At 44.5% G+C, this 16,318-nt stretch carries 17 protein-coding genes; 6 read left to right on the top strand and 11 right to left on the bottom strand.

The features are described from left to right. Positions 1-9 precede the first annotated feature (9 nt). From DHX103_RS12315 to DHX103_RS12275, 9 genes are all read right to left on the bottom strand, one after another. Positions 10-810: a DUF4397 domain-containing protein gene (locus DHX103_RS12315; RefSeq protein WP_422122574.1), complete on the bottom strand. Its 801-nt coding sequence runs from the start codon at positions 808-810 to the stop codon at positions 10-12. A gap of 251 nt (positions 811-1,061) precedes the next feature. After that, positions 1,062-1,538: a glutathione peroxidase gene (locus tag DHX103_RS12310; protein ID WP_422122573.1), complete on the bottom strand. Its 477-nt coding sequence runs from the start codon at positions 1,536-1,538 to the stop codon at positions 1,062-1,064. A 28-nt stretch (positions 1,539-1,566) separates the two neighbouring features. Further along, positions 1,567-1,995, bottom strand: a complete 429-nt coding sequence (locus DHX103_RS12305) for a MarR family winged helix-turn-helix transcriptional regulator (RefSeq protein WP_422122572.1) — start codon at positions 1,993-1,995, stop codon at positions 1,567-1,569. Between the two features lie 84 nt (positions 1,996-2,079). Beyond that, on the bottom strand, positions 2,080-2,499 hold the full coding sequence (locus DHX103_RS12300; RefSeq protein WP_422122571.1) for an organic hydroperoxide resistance protein: 420 nt from the start codon (positions 2,497-2,499) through the stop codon (positions 2,080-2,082). Between the two features lie 190 nt (positions 2,500-2,689). Then, positions 2,690-3,346, bottom strand: coding sequence for a reverse transcriptase-like protein (locus DHX103_RS12295; RefSeq protein ID WP_422122570.1), 657 nt, complete (start codon positions 3,344-3,346; stop codon positions 2,690-2,692). 144 nt (positions 3,347-3,490) lie between these two features. Further along, on the bottom strand, positions 3,491-3,649 hold the full coding sequence (locus tag DHX103_RS12290; protein ID WP_422122569.1) for a hypothetical protein: 159 nt from the start codon (positions 3,647-3,649) through the stop codon (positions 3,491-3,493). Positions 3,650-3,655: 6 nt separating this feature from the next. Then, the gene (locus DHX103_RS12285) at positions 3,656-4,885 is read right to left on the bottom strand and encodes a helix-turn-helix domain-containing protein (RefSeq protein ID WP_422122568.1); all 1,230 of its coding nucleotides are present in this window, start codon (positions 4,883-4,885) and stop codon (positions 3,656-3,658) included. An 87-nt stretch (positions 4,886-4,972) separates the two neighbouring features. Then, on the bottom strand, positions 4,973-6,229 hold the full coding sequence (locus tag DHX103_RS12280) for a S8 family peptidase (protein WP_422122567.1): 1,257 nt from the start codon (positions 6,227-6,229) through the stop codon (positions 4,973-4,975). Between the two features lie 551 nt (positions 6,230-6,780). Next, on the bottom strand, positions 6,781-8,217 hold the full coding sequence (locus tag DHX103_RS12275) for an amidase (RefSeq protein WP_422122566.1): 1,437 nt from the start codon (positions 8,215-8,217) through the stop codon (positions 6,781-6,783). A 222-nt stretch (positions 8,218-8,439) separates the two neighbouring features. Between DHX103_RS12275 and cysK the strand changes: the two genes are divergently transcribed. After that, a complete protein-coding gene (cysK, locus tag DHX103_RS12270) occupies positions 8,440-9,357 on the top strand; it encodes a cysteine synthase A (protein WP_422122565.1) in 918 nt (305 codons plus the stop codon). Between the two features lie 94 nt (positions 9,358-9,451). Here the strand turns inward: cysK and DHX103_RS12265 are convergent, their stop codons facing one another. Further along, the gene (locus DHX103_RS12265) at positions 9,452-9,733 is read right to left on the bottom strand and encodes a hypothetical protein (RefSeq protein WP_422122564.1); all 282 of its coding nucleotides are present in this window, start codon (positions 9,731-9,733) and stop codon (positions 9,452-9,454) included. Between the two features lie 420 nt (positions 9,734-10,153). Between DHX103_RS12265 and DHX103_RS12260 the strand changes: the two genes are divergently transcribed. Beyond that, positions 10,154-11,296 (top strand): CapA family protein, encoded by a 1,143-nt coding sequence (locus tag DHX103_RS12260; protein ID WP_422122563.1) that lies wholly within the window; start codon positions 10,154-10,156, stop codon positions 11,294-11,296. A 33-nt stretch (positions 11,297-11,329) separates the two neighbouring features. Further along, positions 11,330-11,959 carry a GyrI-like domain-containing protein gene (locus tag DHX103_RS12255; RefSeq protein WP_422122562.1) on the top strand — a complete coding sequence of 210 codons (630 nt, stop codon included), beginning with the start codon at positions 11,330-11,332 and terminating at the stop codon, positions 11,957-11,959. 451 nt (positions 11,960-12,410) lie between these two features. Here the strand turns inward: DHX103_RS12255 and DHX103_RS12250 are convergent, their stop codons facing one another. After that, complete coding sequence (locus tag DHX103_RS12250) at positions 12,411-13,277, bottom strand: YitT family protein (RefSeq protein ID WP_422122561.1); 867 nt, start codon at positions 13,275-13,277, stop codon at positions 12,411-12,413. A 402-nt stretch (positions 13,278-13,679) separates the two neighbouring features. Here DHX103_RS12250 and DHX103_RS12245 point away from each other — a divergent pair, with 402 nt between their 5' ends. The 3 genes from DHX103_RS12245 (at position 13,680) to DHX103_RS12235 (ending at position 16,250) form a co-directional block, all read left to right on the top strand. Then, the gene (locus DHX103_RS12245; protein WP_422122560.1) at positions 13,680-14,897 is read left to right on the top strand and encodes an EAL-associated domain-containing protein; all 1,218 of its coding nucleotides are present in this window, start codon (positions 13,680-13,682) and stop codon (positions 14,895-14,897) included. Beyond that, entirely contained in the window at positions 14,869-15,048 is a 180-nt protein-coding gene (locus DHX103_RS12240) for a hypothetical protein (RefSeq protein WP_422124809.1), read from the top strand. The genes DHX103_RS12245 and DHX103_RS12240 overlap by 29 nt, the downstream gene beginning before the upstream one ends. 140 nt (positions 15,049-15,188) lie before the next feature. Next, positions 15,189-16,250 carry an LLM class flavin-dependent oxidoreductase gene (locus DHX103_RS12235; protein WP_422122559.1) on the top strand — a complete coding sequence of 354 codons (1,062 nt, stop codon included), beginning with the start codon at positions 15,189-15,191 and terminating at the stop codon, positions 16,248-16,250. The last annotated feature ends 68 nt before the right edge of the window (positions 16,251-16,318 follow it).

Here is a 16,318-nt window from a genome sequence, read left to right as displayed (position 1 = left end):
ATTGGCAGATCAGTTTTGAAACCGTTTTCTAAAGACCAACCCTCCTGCAATCACTGCGGAAAGCGCACCTATTACCAACATCCAGTTTGTCTGAGTTTGCTGAGGAGCACCCAAACCTGTAGTTGGCATTTCGTCAGGAGCCGCGGCTGCTTCGTAATCCACCAAAGCGATTACTTCAAGTGAATCCACTGTGTTTACTGCGAATACACTGTAGACAGTATCAGCTGCCAATTCTGTACCTTCCAATGGCAATACTTGAGTGCCATCCGGCAGACGGATTTCAAGATCGTAAGTTCCTGGCTCTAATTCTGCATAGTCAGTAATTCCTGGGAATTCAGCCCCACTGAATAATGCATCGCCACCAATCACACCCACATCAACAGCCGGTGCATCGGGAGACAAGTGGCCAACACGAATTTTTGTTTGCCCTTCAGTTACTTCCATTGAATCTTCTGCCACTACAAATTCCAGTGATTCCAAAAGGTTTGCCGCTGCAACTGTATATGCTTGTCCGGCTTCCACGGTGAGGTCTGCCTGAAGAACCGCTTCCCCTTCCGCATATTCAGTTCCTGCTGCAAAAACTTCTACACTATGTGTACCTGCGGGAACATCCAGGTAACCGGAATCCGCTTTAAACGGTACTTCTTCTAAAGTTAAATCTCCATTGACGTATACATCGACGGCTGGAGCGTCAGGTGAAGCGTGGACCACTCTCAGTTTTGCCGTATGGCTATCTGCCATAACCCCTGCTGCAAGTAACGAGAAAACCAAGGCAAATGCGACGGACATTGAAACGAAAATCTTTTTCAACTAAACCACTCCTTTTCCTTGTTTAATTTTTGTATAATTAATATACAACTTATTTATAACCTAAGTTTTTGATTATTGCAACAATGAACTCCCAAAATTCTAAATTTAATAAATATTTAGTTTTATAATAAATCTTTGCGGCAGGAAAATCAAGGGAAATATGCAAAAAAAGCTCTAAGTCGGAATTTCAAAGAGTTTTTACCTTATAAAACAGAAAACCCCGAAGCCAGTCAGGCTCCGGGGCAATCGTTTTATTTCGTCAAAACTTGTTTGATTTCGTCCTCAAATGATTCTGGCTTGTCTTTAGGCGCAAAACGCGCCACCAGATTGCCATTCTTGTCCACGAGAAATTTCGTGAAATTCCATTTGATGCTGCTGCTGAGGAAGCCTTTGCTGTTGTCAGTCAAATATTGAAACAATGGATCGGCATTCTGGCCATTGACTTTCACCAATCCATGCATCGGAAAAGTGACGCCGTAAGTCATGCGGCAGGATTGCTCCGCTTCTGCCGCGCCGTCAAGTTCCTGGCCGAACTGGTCTGATGGAAACCCTAAGACAACAAGGCCATCTTTTTCATATTTCTTGTACAGATTTTCAAGACCTTCAAACTGATCCCGCAATCCGCATTTTGTAGCCGTATTGACTATCAGCATTGTTTTGCCTTCATATTCACTCAGCGGATATACGCTGCCGTCCGGTTTTGTAGCCGTAAATTCATATATGCTCATCTGATTTCTCTCCTTTAGCTTCAATCGTTCATTTAATGTCCATGTCGCCAAAAAATGCATTGAGTTGTTTCAAGTTTTTCATCAGAGTCACTGCGTTGACATCAAGAAAATTACAGCTGACCAGTTTTTCATAAATTGCCCGGCTGATTGGCTCGTGTTCGGCTTTCGCTTTTTCGGTCAAGGAAATAACCCAGGCGCGTTTATCGTCCGCCGATTGCTGTTTTGTGATCCGTCCCTGGTCAATCAACCGGTTGAGAATCGGATTCAGCGTGCCCGTCCCATGGCCAAGGCGTGCTCCTATATCCTTCATCAATAGATGATCTTCCTCCCATAGAACCAATAGCACAAGATATTGGGGGAAAGTCAGCTGGAAAGGTTCGAGCACTTTAGCATACATTTTCGTAAAATTGCTGGAAGCTTTGTACACTTCAAAGCATAATTGCTGTTCTAATTTCAAGCCTAACTCCATTTCATCACGCCCATCTTCTGCTTATCGAAACTTCCATTAACAGCATTACGGGTCAGGCAGCTGCCTGAGCTTTTATAAAACGACTATTTCCACGTCGATTGTATCTTTAACCGCTTTTGAATAAGGGCAGTATTGATGAGCCAGTTCCACATATTCATGCTTTTTCTCGTCGCTGATCCCTTCAATGGTGACTTCCAGTTTGGCCGCCAGTTTAACGCCGCCATTTTCTTTGTCACCCAATAAGGATATTGTCGCTCTCACTTCACTCTTATCCACTGCCACTTTATCGCGTTCCAAAACAAGTTCCAATGCGCTGTTAAAGCATGCGCTGTAGCCTGCCGCGAATAATTGTTCCGGGTTTGTGGCAGTTGTGGCGTCGCCGCCCAGTGCAGCCGGTTTTGCAACGTCCAGATTGAAAATATTATCTTCCGAATATACCTCGCCCTGTCTTCCGCCGGTGTTGATGATAGTCGTTTCATAAAGTGCTTTCATTCTAAATTCCTCCAGTCGATGAGTTACTTTCTTCACCTACTATATTTTACATCGTACACGATGTAAAATATTATGCCCAAGCTTTTTTGCTCGGGCAATTTAAGGCCCATTGTTAGCCCTGAAAAAGAAAGCATTTTTAAAAGCTCTCCAGCAGCAACCTGGAGAGCTTACTTTATCCGCAGGAAACGGGTCATAAACTGCTTGTTCCCGTTATTTCGATGCCTTTTAATGCCTGGCCAGCCAGCCTGTCCGCCTCGAAATTGTCTTTGCGCGGAATCAGTTCGAATTCGGGTTGGATGCCCAATTGAGCGAGCTTTGCTTCGATCCTGTCTGCCCAACGGACCAATTCTTTTTCGACAATCGCCCATTCTCCACTCATGCCATTAATGGCAATTTTCGAATCCCCCTTGATGTGCACCGGCATGTTTTTGACTTCCAGATACTCCAGTTCCTGCACGCATAGATGAAGTGCCGCATATTCGGCTTCATTGTTTGAAATCAGGCCATCAATCTGCGCATTTTGTCTCAAGCGAAATGATTTTCCATTTTGGCTGTAATAAATTACGCAGCCCAAGCCCGCATTTCTGTCTTCGACATCAAATCCACCGTCAAAAAAGACCGATATATCGTGCGGCTCCGTTTCAATACTTTTTAAATATGCCTTCATCTCTTTCAGAGTCCAAACGCTGTCATCAAAAACATCGATAAAAACTAATTCCTTGACCCGCTTCGTCCGTTCAACATCTTCGGCAATCTGGACGCTTTGAGCTGCAGGCATTTCGTCTGAGCGGAAAATCGTTTCCAGCCCTTTGGCAGAGCGATACTTCCATTCGAGCCTGACCTTCATCCGCGCCCCTCCTTTTATACAGCCTGTACCTACATTATTGCCGTTTTCCGGTAAGCTAAACAACATCCCTGCGGACTGTCCCTGCTTTTTTCATACAAAAAAGCTCCCAGGCTTCCGCCGGGAGCTTTGGAACAATCCGCTATTTTACAGGGGTGGCAAAATAGTTGGGATTGAGCTTTGTTGTATACCAAATGCGACAACCGAGTCATTTTTCTCCACATGATTGGCCGTCGGAGCCCAAGCTCCTGCCACCATCATCGCTGCTGCTAATCCGGCCAGTAAAATCAATTTCACTTTTTTCATAACCGATCATCCTCCATTTCTGTCGTAATAGGATTGGTAGTACATCGCCTTTTCCCATTGTTTTTCCTGCTGAAAATGTCCAGCCAATTCAAGGGCGATTTTCTTACTTTCTCTTATGTAACCATGTTTTCTGAAAAATGGGAACATTTTTTCTTCGGAATAAGCCAAAAGGTCTGGTTGGGAAAAATTTCGCTTCTCGAAATAATTCAAGTATAAAAGAAAATATTCATCTTCTGCTCCGGCGGATAAATTCCGCAGTTCCCGAACATAGTCCCATGCATCAGCCCCAACTTCCACTGCAGTTTCAATCAGGCTGACCAGCACCGCTTTATAAAAGTATGTGTCTTTTGATATAATTCCATGCAATTCGGTCAGCAGATCAAATGCCTGGTTATGCTCATTGCGGGTTTTCAGTAATTCGGCAAAATTATACAAAGTCTGATTGTATAATTCCTGCTGGTCCGTCAATCGTGTATTGCGCTTCAACACTTCGAATATCCCTTCAGCTTGTACAAGCAGATTGCGTCTCATATAATTGATAGCCAACAGCAATTGGGCATGCAGCAGGCGGATGTAATTATAATTGAGCCTGAAATATTGTACCGCCATCTCAGCGTAATGGGCTGACAGCTCATATTGTTCGTGCATGATCAGCAACCGCGCCTTCTGGTAATAGAATTCCCCTTCAAATTTTTGGGGAATGCTTTGAATGCCCTTGTCCAGCGAGTTGACGCATTCCATCGCAAGCTCTTTCCTATTTACAAGGGTGAAGTAAAGCGACAAAAATAGCTGATGCATCCAAGCCTCAGATTCCGTGAAAGAATTTTTCATCCGATCCAATAACTCTTTTTGCCGGTATGCCCGGTCTTGATCCTGTATATATAAATAATAGCGGAACTTATACAACTCATACCGGTTTACCAGATCGGTAGACTGTATATAATCATCCTCCTGTTGAAGCTGCGTGTACTGTTCCTCCATTTTATTCAGATCGTAATGTAATGAACAGGTAATGAAATCTTGCAATTGTCTTTCCAGCCGGTTTCTTTTCACCAGTTCTTTTTTCCATTGAACGCCCATTTTTGCGAGCAACGCTTCTATTGTCGATTCATGAGGGCTATACGTGTTGGATTCAATTTTGCTGAGGTGCGAAATAGAACAAATGCCGTCAGCCAATTGGGATTGGGTCATTTTGTTTTTTGACCGATAATATTTAATCACTGATCCGATATTCATAGCCTCACCCCTTTTCAGATTAAATAAATAATACCATAAAAAAACAGCTCCGGCGAAACACCGGAGCTGCCCTTGCTATTGGAATTTTTATTGTACTGTTGCAAACCCGAAACCTGACGCATAGTCATCGCCATACCCAGCACCAGAGCCGGAAACGATATCGTTTTCATATGCGCGGTATTGTAATTCGCCTCGTACATCAACATTTGAAGCGTCAGGATATTGCGCCCAAATTTTCGCTGCCAAGCCAGCTGTGTGCGGTGAAGCCATAGAAGTTCCGCTGATTGTTGCGTATCCTCCATCGTACCAGGTAGAGTAAACTGCCGCACCAGGCGCAGAAACTTCCACATCACCTTTTTGAATCACGTAATCACCAGCCGTGCGCTTGTAACCGCGGGAAGAGAAATCCGCCACACGGTATGTGCCGTTTTGAATGGTGTTTTCAAGCGCTGCAACTGCAACTGCATTGACCAAAGCGCCCGGATAGCCGATTGTACCTTGTCTTGAGCCGGAGTTGCCAGCGGCCGCAATGACAAGAACTCCTTTATCGTAAGCATAATTCACTGCATTCGTAATCAGGCTGCTTTCCCCTGAAGACCCCAATGACATATTGATAACCACTTTTGTATTTAAAGCGGAAGCCTGATCGGCTGCATGGCGGATGGCCACTGCGATGTCATCAGCATATCCTGAACCATCATCGCCTAAAACTTTATAAGCCCAAAGGTCCGCATCCGGAGCAACTCCGTACACGCCATTTCCCGAGCCGCCATCAGCAAGCGCCGAGCCCGCAACATGCGTTCCGTGCCCTTGGCGATCTGTACAGCTATTATTTGTGAATGTCGATCCGACAGTGAAATCTTTACATTGTTCCACGTTGTTGCGCAGATCTGGATGATTGCTGTTTACTCCCGTATCCAGAACGGCAATATTAACGCCTGCCCCGCCACTTGTACTCGTGATGCTGCTGTTATTATAGATAGCTTTGATGCCCCACGGCGTTGATTGTGATGCTGCCATCGCGCTGAATTGGGCTTCCGGCTGATCCGTTGCTGTCGCAATTTCAAATTCTGGAACTTTTTCCACGGTTAAATTTTTATTGTTCTGCAATGCGTTGAATTGCTTTTCATTCATATCGGTTGTAAACCCTTCACCAGCGAATTCCCAGTGAATACCGTATTGCTGTTTTGCGTTCTTCAGGCTTTTCTGATTGGCTGAGTCAACCAGTACCCGGAATTTTTCGTTTGCATCGTCGTTGCCTGCATTGGCGCTTACCCCTACCGAAGGCATTACCAAAGTAATTGCCAGCAGAGCGGTTGTGAAAATCTTTCCTGATTTCTTCATACATCAATCTCCTCATCCCAAATTTTTTATGGCAATAAATCCTGAAGCCGCGGCGTCCCGCATTTCCCTGCCACACATTTAACGTTAGCAGAAGAGTTCCGCCCGTGTAATTGGGAAAATTTTGTCGAATTATGGCTAAATAAAACTACTGGGATAAAATAATAGGCACAAAGACTCTATTATGTATATTCACTGTAATCACCATATTTTTTTATCTTTCAACATATAATATTGACATTTAAAGACACTCTACCGGGAATAATCAAGTTATTCGGAAATTCCCAATAACTTTGATACAGTAATAAGTATGGGTAATTTGTTTTTTGGGAAAATTATACAAAATAGCATCCTATTCTTTATTCAACCACATCAAGGAGGCTAACTTTGAAAAACGCTTTAATCATTTATTTTATCGGTGCATTAATACTTACCGTAATCGGAATCTATTCGTTGGTTCAATTCTTCATGGCTTAGCGGAATGATTGAGTTGGCCACTCGTAGCTCGACAACCTAAAAACCTGCACCTCTCAATGAGGTGCAGGTTTTTTCTTCTATAATAGCGCACGCTGGTAGGACTGAAAATGCTGCTCCAGCCATTCACCCAGTTGGAACAGGGCTTCCTCATTGCCATTGCCGCTGATCAATTGGACGCCGATCGGCAAGCCTGTTTCATCAAAACCGATTGGAATAGTCAATGCCGGCAGTCCCCACGTGTTGGCATAGGCAACAAACGGCATGTACTGGCGGAAGGTTTTCCGAATAGAGAATATCTCTCGGTAAACAACACCATGTCTCGGTGCCGTCTTGTGATAGACCGGCATGATCAGGATCCGTTCTTTGAGATAATTTTCCAGTATATGATCTCCGTGCTGCAGAAATTCCTGGATTTTCTCAAGCCGCTTTTCAGAGGGTTTAAACAAGGATCCTCCGATCAATGCCCATGACAGATACCGATGAACTTCGGATGTCCCTTTCAATCGCTCCCGCATATAAGCGGTGTACAGATTCATCGGCTTGCCGCCGAAAGCTTCATTTCTTGTATCTGCCGCCCCGTCGATAGACATAATTTCCTGCCAGACAGCAGCTGAATCATCAAAATACGGCGGGGTCTCCCGCTCTGTTTCAAAATCTATGCCACATTTTTCATACACTGAGTTGAGCAGTTTGACGGTAGGTTCAGCTAATGGATAACCAGTATCCGGGAGGATGTTCAACGCAAAGCTTTCAAGGTTTCTTGCCGGCGCAGGGCTCTTTGCGACGATATTGTAAATCATCCTGGCATCTTTGACACTTTTGGAAATCGGACCAATGCCCAGCATCCTGTATTGAAGTTCCTGTGTAACTTCGGGGTAACTTCCTGACTGGGATACTTGATCCCTGCCCGATTTAAAACCGACCACTCCGTTAAAATGGCTCGGAAAACGGATGGACCCGCCTATGTCGGAACCAAGACCTGCAGCTGCTCCACCCGCCGCAATCAATGCCCCTTCTCCTCCGCTCGAGCCGCCGGCTGTTCTGCGGAAATCGCGGGGGTTATTGGTGCGGCCGTAAAGTTTATTGACAGTTTCCTGGCAAAAACAAAGTTCCGGTGTATTGCTTTTGCCAAGAATGATTGCCCCTTCGGCCCGCAGTTTGCGTACCACTTCCGCATCTCGGTCCATGACAAACTCTTTTCTTCTGATCAAGCCGCCCGTGGTTTTCATGCCCCCAACATGGAACGCTTCTTTCATGCTGATGGGAACACCGAATAAGGCTCCGGATGCTTCGCCCGCTGCAAGCCTGCGGTCTGCCGCGTCAGCTTCCAGCAATGCTGTGTCGAAACGGTCTTCGACAAGACAGTTCACAGAATGATTGATGTTGTTCAGCTGTTCAATATAAATTTCGACAGCTTGACGGGCAGTGATTCTCTTTTCCATTATTAACTTGGCCACTCCCGTGGCATCCAAATCCAGAATCACGGAATCAACCAACTCGTGGGTTTCTACCAATTTAAGCGCCTCCGATTCTTTTATTAGTTTTATTATACTATAAATTAACAAAAAAAGGTATATTAACTAATCAAAAGTCATGAATACTGTCGCTTTATGGTAGGTCTAATTTCTAATATGTGCCATTCCGCTCAAGTCCCAAGGTTTGTCCGTAAAGCCTCTTTGTACTACAATCGGAAGATAGCATAATGATTCAGTTAGCAGGAAAGGTTGTTACCATTCATGAAACCCGTAAACAATATAACAGAGCTGATCGGCGATACGCCGGTCGTAAAATTAAATCGCATCGTCCCCGAGGGCGCTGCAGACGTCTACGTTAAATTAGAAATGTTCAATCCATCGAAAAGCGTCAAAGACCGGGCTGCTTTCAATATGATCAAGCAGGCAGAAGAACAGGGCGTTATCGTTGAAGGCGCTACAATAATTGAACCGACCAGCGGCAACACCGGCATCGGGTTAGCAATGGTGGCCGCCGCGAAAGGCTACCGCGCCATTCTGGTGCTGCCGGATAATGCCACGAAGGAACGCATCAATCTATTGAAAGCATTTGGTGCAGAAGTCGTGTTGACCCCTGATCACGAAAAAATGCCGGGTGCCATAAAAAAAGCGCTGGAACTGCAAGCCGGAATTCCGAACAGTTTCATTCCGCAGCAATTTGAAAATCCGTCGAATCCCGACATTCACCGCGTGACGACTGCCGTTGAAATTCTGGAACAAATGGACGGCAAGCTGGACGCATTTGTCGCTTCGGCCGGAACCGGCGGCACCATAACCGGTACTGGTGAAGCGTTAAAGGCAAAATTGCCTGAGCTTTTCGTGGGCGTTGTCGAACCCAAAGGTTCCCCTGTCCTGTCAGGCGGAAAACCCGGGAAACACAAATTGGTTGGGACGAGCCCCGGTTTTATTCCGGATATTCTCAACACGGAAATTTACGATGAAATTTTCGCCATTGAAGACGAAGATGCGATCGATATTTTCCGCAGAGTTGCCAGAGAAGAAGGTATATTTGTCGGCCCATCTGCAGGTGCCACCATTTTCGCCGCCATTGAAATCGCCAAACGGCTCGGTAAAGGCAAAAAAGTGCTGTGCATCGCACCGGACACCGGCGAACGTTATCTCAGCATGAACCTCTTTGAGTAGACTTTAATATAGTAGAAATAAAAAATGCCGGAACCTGAAAAGGTTCCGGCATTTTTGTCGTCTTTGAATTCTTTGCAGCTAAACCACTAAAAACCTATGGCGCTGTAATGAATTTTACATGTTCATAGGTCAGCAGCTTTTTAAACTTCGCTTTTTCATCGTCATCTTTTAAAAGTTTAGCAACATTGCTGTTTACAGCCAGGTAGCGAATCACTTTACGGTTATTCCAGATGAGATGGTTATAGCGAAAGTCATCTTCCAGGTCTGCAAACCATTTATCATGCTTCAGAACCTTCACGTTCTTCTCCAGCCGCCTTCGCGGAGTGAAGAAATATGAAAAAACATGTGCAATTAATTCCAATATGATTTCCAACATTTCCTCACTCCTTAATCCATTAGATATTTTTGGGGAATCCAGATTGAAATATTCAATTTCAGTATACTATATTTTGAAAAAATTGGAATATAAACACCTAAATTTTTTCTTTCTTATGATTATTATCCATAAATTTTTAATCTGAAATTATGTCTATATGACCAAGAGACCATCGAACAAAAATAAATAGCATCATTTTTATCTGTTACAGCAGAATGTTTATCCATTTCTTACAATAACATCGGTATAAATTTAAATAATATGAACTAGTAAAACCGAATCCTATGTTGTATTATATTATTAACAATCAACTCATTTCACGTTTTTTTGTCATTTGTATTGTATTAATTGTTATTTTTATTCATTACACCCTATTACTCCTGTCTTTCTTACCATTCCATCAAAGGGAGAGTGGTCATTATGAATCTAATTCGTCTTTACGTTTTTTTCTTTGTAATACTGCTTTCCGCGCTGTTATTGGCTGGATGTGTAGCCGTGCAAGTTCCAACGGTGCCAATCATGAAAGATTTAGAATTTGAAACTCGGAGTTATACGACGGAACCTGCAGAGTTTTACGGTACGCGAACAGCGTCGTTGGCCGCAGTGGGTGACATTCTGCTCCACAGTACCGTTTATAATGCCGCCAAAACTCCTGATGGCTATGATTTCGGACCCATGTTTGAAAAGATTAAACCTTATTTGGAACAGGCCGATATTACGGTGGCCAATTCCGAAAGTATTATTGGCGGTTCTGCTATCGGAGTGTCGAGCTATCCTTCCTTTAACAGTCCATATGAAATTGGCGATACATTAAAGGATGTCGGGGTTGATGTCGTTGCCATGGCCAATAATCACACGCTCGACAGAGGCATAACGGCCATTGAAAATGCCATCAATTACTGGGAAGAGATTGGCATCACACAGACGGGTTCCTATTTATCTGCTGAAGAGCGGGATCAACCGGCGCTGTTGACTGCAAACGACATCACCTTTTCGTTTCTTTCCTATACGTATGCCACAAACGGCGTACCCACGCCTGCAGGCAAAGACTATCTGGTGAATCGGATCGATCGGGAGTTGATCAAAAGCGACCTGCAACGCGCGAAAGAACAATCCGAAGTCGTGGTGCTCAATCTGCACTTTGGCGAAGAGTACCAGCCCATGCCGAATAAACAGCAGATTGATCTCGCCCATTTCGCAGCAGAGAACGGTGCGGACATCATACTCGGCCATCACCCGCACGTGCTTCAACCTCCTGAATGGATTGAGACAGCTGACGGCCGTAGAGTTTACGTCATCTATTCTTTGGGCAATTTCCTGTCAGGCCAAAACGAAATTCCGCGCCAAATTGGAACAATTGCCAACATTAATGTAGAAAAGACTGTGGGACCTGGATTTACTGATATAGAGTTAACAGCTCCTTCATTCACCAATACTTTTGTAAAGAATAAAAATTACAGCTGGTTTGAAATCGATTTATTGGAAAATGTCCATCCGGATTTGAACAGCAAGACTAAGGCACATTTGTCTACATGGATCACTGATTTGGAGTTTAATGAATAGTTTTGACATTCGAAGTAAAACAAGGGGGATTTTATGAAGCATGAATGGCGGAAAGCAGAAAAGGAATTATATTTGCCACCCACTTCTCCAGTTTTGATCCAGGTACCGCCACAGTGTTTTTTTGCGATACAAGGTAAGGGTGATCCAAACGGAGAGGATTTTGCTAAGCGGATTGAAGTTCTGTATTCACTCGCCTATGCTGTCCGCATGATGCCCAAAAACGGTTTCATTCCCCCTGGCTATTATGAATACACGGTGTATCCACTGGAAGCTGTTTGGAACCTCACCAAAAAAGGACAAGGACTGGAAACACTGGATAAAAATGAACTCTTGTATACATTGATGATCCGGCAGCCTGATTTTGCCGATAACGGCACCATACTGAAAGCATTTGAAATCGCCGGACGCAAAAGCCAAAATGAGTTGCTGAACGAAGTGGTATTTGAGGAATTTGAGGAAGGACTGGCTGTTCAGATTCTGCACGAAGGTCCCTACGATGATGAACCGGCTTCGTTCGAAAAGATTGACCGCTTTTTGGAGGAAAATGACTTGCAGCGCACCAGCAAAAAGCATAAAGAAATTTATTTGAACGACTTCAGAAAAACAGCTCCCGCCAAACTGAAAACCGTTCTCCGCTGTAAAGTGGAAAAGATTATGCTATAAAGAAAAGCCAAGTCGAGTGACTTGGCTTTTCTTTGGCTGTCGAGAAACCGACAAGTTCTCCAATCATTTTGCTCTAGGCGGACGCTTTCCGCGGGGAGCGGCCTAAGCCTCCTCGCTCGCTTCGCTCACTGCGGGGTCTCAGGCTCGCTCTGGTTCCCGCAGGAGTCGCCGCCTGACGCTTCATTCTGTTGTGAGCAGAATGGAAGTGTCCACTTTCTAGCTTGCAACACACTTAAACGTGTATTCCTTTATAGAAAGTGATCTGAGATATGGAGCAAAACAGCGCAGACGCCCAGGGGACCAAGCGAAGTGCTGAGATCCACTCGGACGAAGTCCCGAGTTAGCTCAGCGCGAGCCCCCAGGCAAGCGAAGCTGTTTTGCGCAATATCGGTTTTCAAGTTTCTATCTCAGCTTTTCTTTCAGTTACTAAACAAAAAAACCGCTGCTGCAGCTAAGCAGAGCGGCCCTCCCCGGTTATGATGGGAGTTTTCTTAAAATTATCGTCTTTTCGGAAATTGCCCATGACTTCCATCGTCTCATTGATGCTGACGAAAGCGTTCGGGTCTATTGATTTGATCAACGGCCGCACAAACGCCAATTCGTAACGTGAAATGACGGTATACAATACTTTGACTTTATTGCCGGAATAGGCCCCTTCTCCGTCAGTAACTGTAATCCCACGGTAAAGGCTTTCCAGCAGTTTAGATTTCACTTCGTCGCCTTTGCCTGTAACAACCATCAGGCTGAGCTTGATATGGCGCGTATGGATTCGGTCAACTACCAGTCCTGTGATGTAGATGGATGCCATCGTATACATCGCAAGTTCCCAGTTGAAAATGAAGCCTGAAACAAAAACGACAAGACTATTCAGCATAAAGACCATGAAGCCCAGCGGAATGTCGCGTTTCATGGTCATCAAAAGTCCGACGACATCGAAACCGCCTGTTGAACCATAGAAACGGATGATGAAGCCTACTCCGATTCCGACCAGCACACCGCCGAAAACGGATGACAATAATGCGTCTTCTGTCACTTTCATCACCGGAATATACAGCATGGAAATCGACGTGACCGCTACTGAATAGATGCTGTTGGCGATGAACATTTTACCCAGTTTCATCCAACCAAGGATCAGTATCGGTATATTGAGGAGCAGCAGCCAGATTCCCGCATTGACGGGGGTCATCAAACTGAAAATCATGGCGACACCGGTAATGCCTCCTGATAATATTCCATGCGGCAATAAAAACATATTAAATGCAAATCCGAGCAGGACTGATCCGGCAAAAATGATCAGCCAGCTATAAACTTTATCCATGATTATTCCTCGTTCCTTTATTATTCTCATGATTAATGGTTGCCACGAAAAAAAAGCCAAGCAGATGCATTCGGCTTTTTCTAAAAGAGAATGATGCTGTTGCCCACTTCTGGCACAATGTTTCAAATTATAGGGGATAGCCGGCCGCATTTGCAAGCTTTATCGTTCAGATTTTTTCAGTCTTTTTGAAGAAAGTTCACCATTTGGTAACCGGCCTCAAGTCCTTGCTACCAAAAGCCTTATAGTCGGAATATTGAAGGATTTTTCAGGACTTTGACAGAATAGGATTAGATAATGAAAGTTCAATCAAAATGCGCTTTCGCTTACAGAATTCCGCCATTTCTTTATGCCCCCGAATATTTATATTGAACATACAACTTGAGAGCCAAAGGAGGCAAATATATGGATCCCATGATTGTTCTTGAAAACCCGCAAAATGTAAAACCTGTTTTTCAACCAATCGTCAGCGCGGTTACGCATACAATTATCGGTTATGAAGTACGCGGACGATTTTATTATCAGGATGAATGGCAAGGTCTCGGTAATTTTTTTCAAAATCCCGATGTACCGGATGACTTTAAAATAGAAATAGATACGCATCTGTTGAGAATGGCTATGCAGGAAATGACGGAAAAGGACAATAAATGCAAGCTTTTCCTGTACAGAGATGCAAAGCAATTATTGGCCGATGGTGGTGGAGGATTTCTCGCTGTTCTTCAGGAATTTGAAGCAACAGGCTTTTCGCTCAACAGAATTGTGCTCGAAATTACAGAGCACGCATTTGAAGAAGATTTCGAATCGTTGAACCATCTGATTTTGTATTATAAAACTTATGGCATCCAGGTTGCCGTCGACCATGCCGGAGCAAAAAGTTCGAATATTGATCGGATTCGGCAATTGAAACCGGACATCCTCAAAATCGACACCACTGTTATCCGTAATAACAGGCCGGATATTTTTCAGGATATTGTCTATTCCCTGTCCTTGCTGGCACGCCGAATTGGTGCGAAATTATCCTATGAGCATATAGAAGATGAGCATCAGCTCCAATTTGCCTGGAAACATGGGGGACATTATTACCAAGGCTATTACTTGGCAAGACCGGATTTCAACCTTCTTTCCAACGATTCATTGCAAGTGGATGTTGGCAAGAGCATTCAAAAATTCATTGACATGGAAAAATACCTGATTTCAAAATGCCTGGCCTATTCGGTTGCCTGTGAAGAAATCCTGAAAAAGATTGTTCCTAAATGGACGGGAACTGAACTGGCAGATAACTTCTTTCCATTCTTGACTGGCCCTTTTGATAACGACAGTTTCAGGATGTATATCTGCAATGCCAACGGACAGCAAATTTCTTCCAATTGCCAAAAGCGTGATGGCGTATGGCAAATCGAGTCGGAATACAAAGGTTCACATTGGGCATTCCGTCCATATTTCCTTGAGAATATCATGCGCATGACAAAATGGCCGCGGGGAATTCTCTCAGACACTTATTCAGATATCGAGACCGGCGATATCGTTCGGACCTTCAGCTACCCCTTGTCGGCAGACAGCTTTCTGTTTATCGATATCAGCAGTGACTTCCTGTATGACAATGATTATTTATTGCGCCAGTGACCGCTGTTTTCACTTCAGGTCAAAACGGGTAATGGACCTTATCATCCAAGAAGGTGGGATCATTATGCGCATGTCCTGTATGGCCAGTCTAATTATTTCAATCGTCCTGTCGATCATTTTGACGATTCTATTGAATTTGCTGTTCTTTTAGGAAAATCAAGACTGTTGTTTGGAATGCCATCCCTCCTTCAGGCGGGATGGCATTTTTTCGTTTCAGCCCGTGTGGCCAAGCATCAATTCAGCATCTTTTGGAAAGTTATTGCATAATAGATTCCAGAAAGGGTGTTTTATTTGGAAAAATATCGCATGGATCAGGACAAAGGATTGGAATTCGGCCTCTATACACTGGGGGATCACATTCCGAATCCGCATACGAAAAAGCGAATTTCTGCGGGGCAGCGGCTGCAGGAAATTATTGAACTTGCTCAGCTTGCCGACCAGGCCGGCCTCGATTTTTTCAGTGTCGGGGAAAGCCATCAGGAATATTTCACGACACAGGCGCATACTGTTGTGCTTTCAGCTATTGCCCAGGCTACGAAAAATATTAAGTTAGCCAGCTCGTCTACCATCATTTCGACTTCTGATCCAGTCAGGGTATTTGAAGATTTTGCCACCATTGATCTCCTTTCAAATGGGCGAACAGAATTGGTGGCCGGGCGGGCCTCCCGTGTCGGCCTGTTTGAGTTGTTGGGCTACGACATCCGTTATTACGAGGAATTATATGAAGAGAAGTTCGAGTTATTGCTGAAGATCAGCCAGGAAGAATCCGTTAACTGGAATGGCCGTTTCCGCTCGCCGCTCCGTGACGCAGAAGTTATTCCCCGTCCCCATGGCGGCATGATGCCGATTTGGCGCGCTGTCGGCGGGTCACCTCCAAGTGCCATTAAAGCCGGTAATGCTGGTGTACCGATGTTCCTGGCAATGCTGGGTGGTCCGGCGATGAACTTTAAGCATACAATCGATGCCTACCGAAATGCAGCAGAGGAAAGCGGCTTTGATTCTTCCACTCTTCCCGTTGCGACAGCTGGTTTTTTTCACGTTGCCGAAACGACACAGCAGGCATTGGAACAATATTATCCTTATATCAATGAAGGTATGAAAGTGACCAACGGACGAGGCTTTCCCGAATATCAATTCATGCACGGCGCAGACAACCAAAGCGTCATGAACATCGGCAGTCCGCAGCAGGTCATCGAGAAAATACTTTATCAGCATGAATTATTCGGCCATCAACGCTACATCGGCCAAATGGATTTTGGCGGAGTGCCTTTTGACAGCCTGATGAAGAATATTGAGTTGATCGGCAATGAAATCCTCCCCGCCATCCGAAAATATACCGCTAAAAAAGAATAAATGAAAACTGCCGGAATTTCCCCGACAGTCCGACGAGAACCCAAACTATTTTTGGGTTCTTTTAAATT

The organism is Planococcus daihaiensis (assembly GCF_049262615.1).
Lineage (GTDB): Bacteria > Bacillota > Bacilli > Bacillales_A > Planococcaceae > Planococcus.
Note: the sequence above shows the minus strand (reverse complement) of the source record. Positions and strands in the feature narration are given on the sequence as shown.

Excerpts from the sequence above, each read along its gene's own strand:
- DHX103_RS12255 (WP_422122562.1), top strand. The coding sequence starts at position 11,330 with ATGAAGCATGAATGGCGGAAAGCAGAAAAGGAATTATATTTGCCACCC.
- DHX103_RS12245 (WP_422122560.1), top strand. The coding sequence starts at position 13,680 with ATGGATCCCATGATTGTTCTTGAAAACCCGCAAAATGTAAAACCTGTT.
- DHX103_RS12310 (WP_422122573.1), bottom strand. The coding sequence starts at position 1,538 with ATGAGCATATATGAATTTACGGCTACAAAACCGGACGGCAGCGTATAT.
- DHX103_RS12300 (WP_422122571.1), bottom strand. The coding sequence starts at position 2,499 with ATGAAAGCACTTTATGAAACGACTATCATCAACACCGGCGGAAGACAG.
- DHX103_RS12290 (WP_422122569.1), bottom strand. The coding sequence starts at position 3,649 with ATGAAAAAAGTGAAATTGATTTTACTGGCCGGATTAGCAGCAGCGATG.
- DHX103_RS12250 (WP_422122561.1), bottom strand. The coding sequence starts at position 13,277 with ATGGATAAAGTTTATAGCTGGCTGATCATTTTTGCCGGATCAGTCCTG.
- cysK (WP_422122565.1), top strand. The coding sequence starts at position 8,440 with ATGAAACCCGTAAACAATATAACAGAGCTGATCGGCGATACGCCGGTC.
- DHX103_RS12295 (WP_422122570.1), bottom strand. The coding sequence starts at position 3,346 with ATGAAGGTCAGGCTCGAATGGAAGTATCGCTCTGCCAAAGGGCTGGAA.
- DHX103_RS12265 (WP_422122564.1), bottom strand. The coding sequence starts at position 9,733 with ATGTTGGAAATCATATTGGAATTAATTGCACATGTTTTTTCATATTTC.
- DHX103_RS12240 (WP_422124809.1), top strand. The coding sequence starts at position 14,869 with ATGACAATGATTATTTATTGCGCCAGTGACCGCTGTTTTCACTTCAGG.
- DHX103_RS12285 (WP_422122568.1), bottom strand. The coding sequence starts at position 4,885 with ATGAATATCGGATCAGTGATTAAATATTATCGGTCAAAAAACAAAATG.
- DHX103_RS12280 (WP_422122567.1), bottom strand. The coding sequence starts at position 6,229 with ATGAAGAAATCAGGAAAGATTTTCACAACCGCTCTGCTGGCAATTACT.
- DHX103_RS12260 (WP_422122563.1), top strand. The coding sequence starts at position 10,154 with ATGAATCTAATTCGTCTTTACGTTTTTTTCTTTGTAATACTGCTTTCC.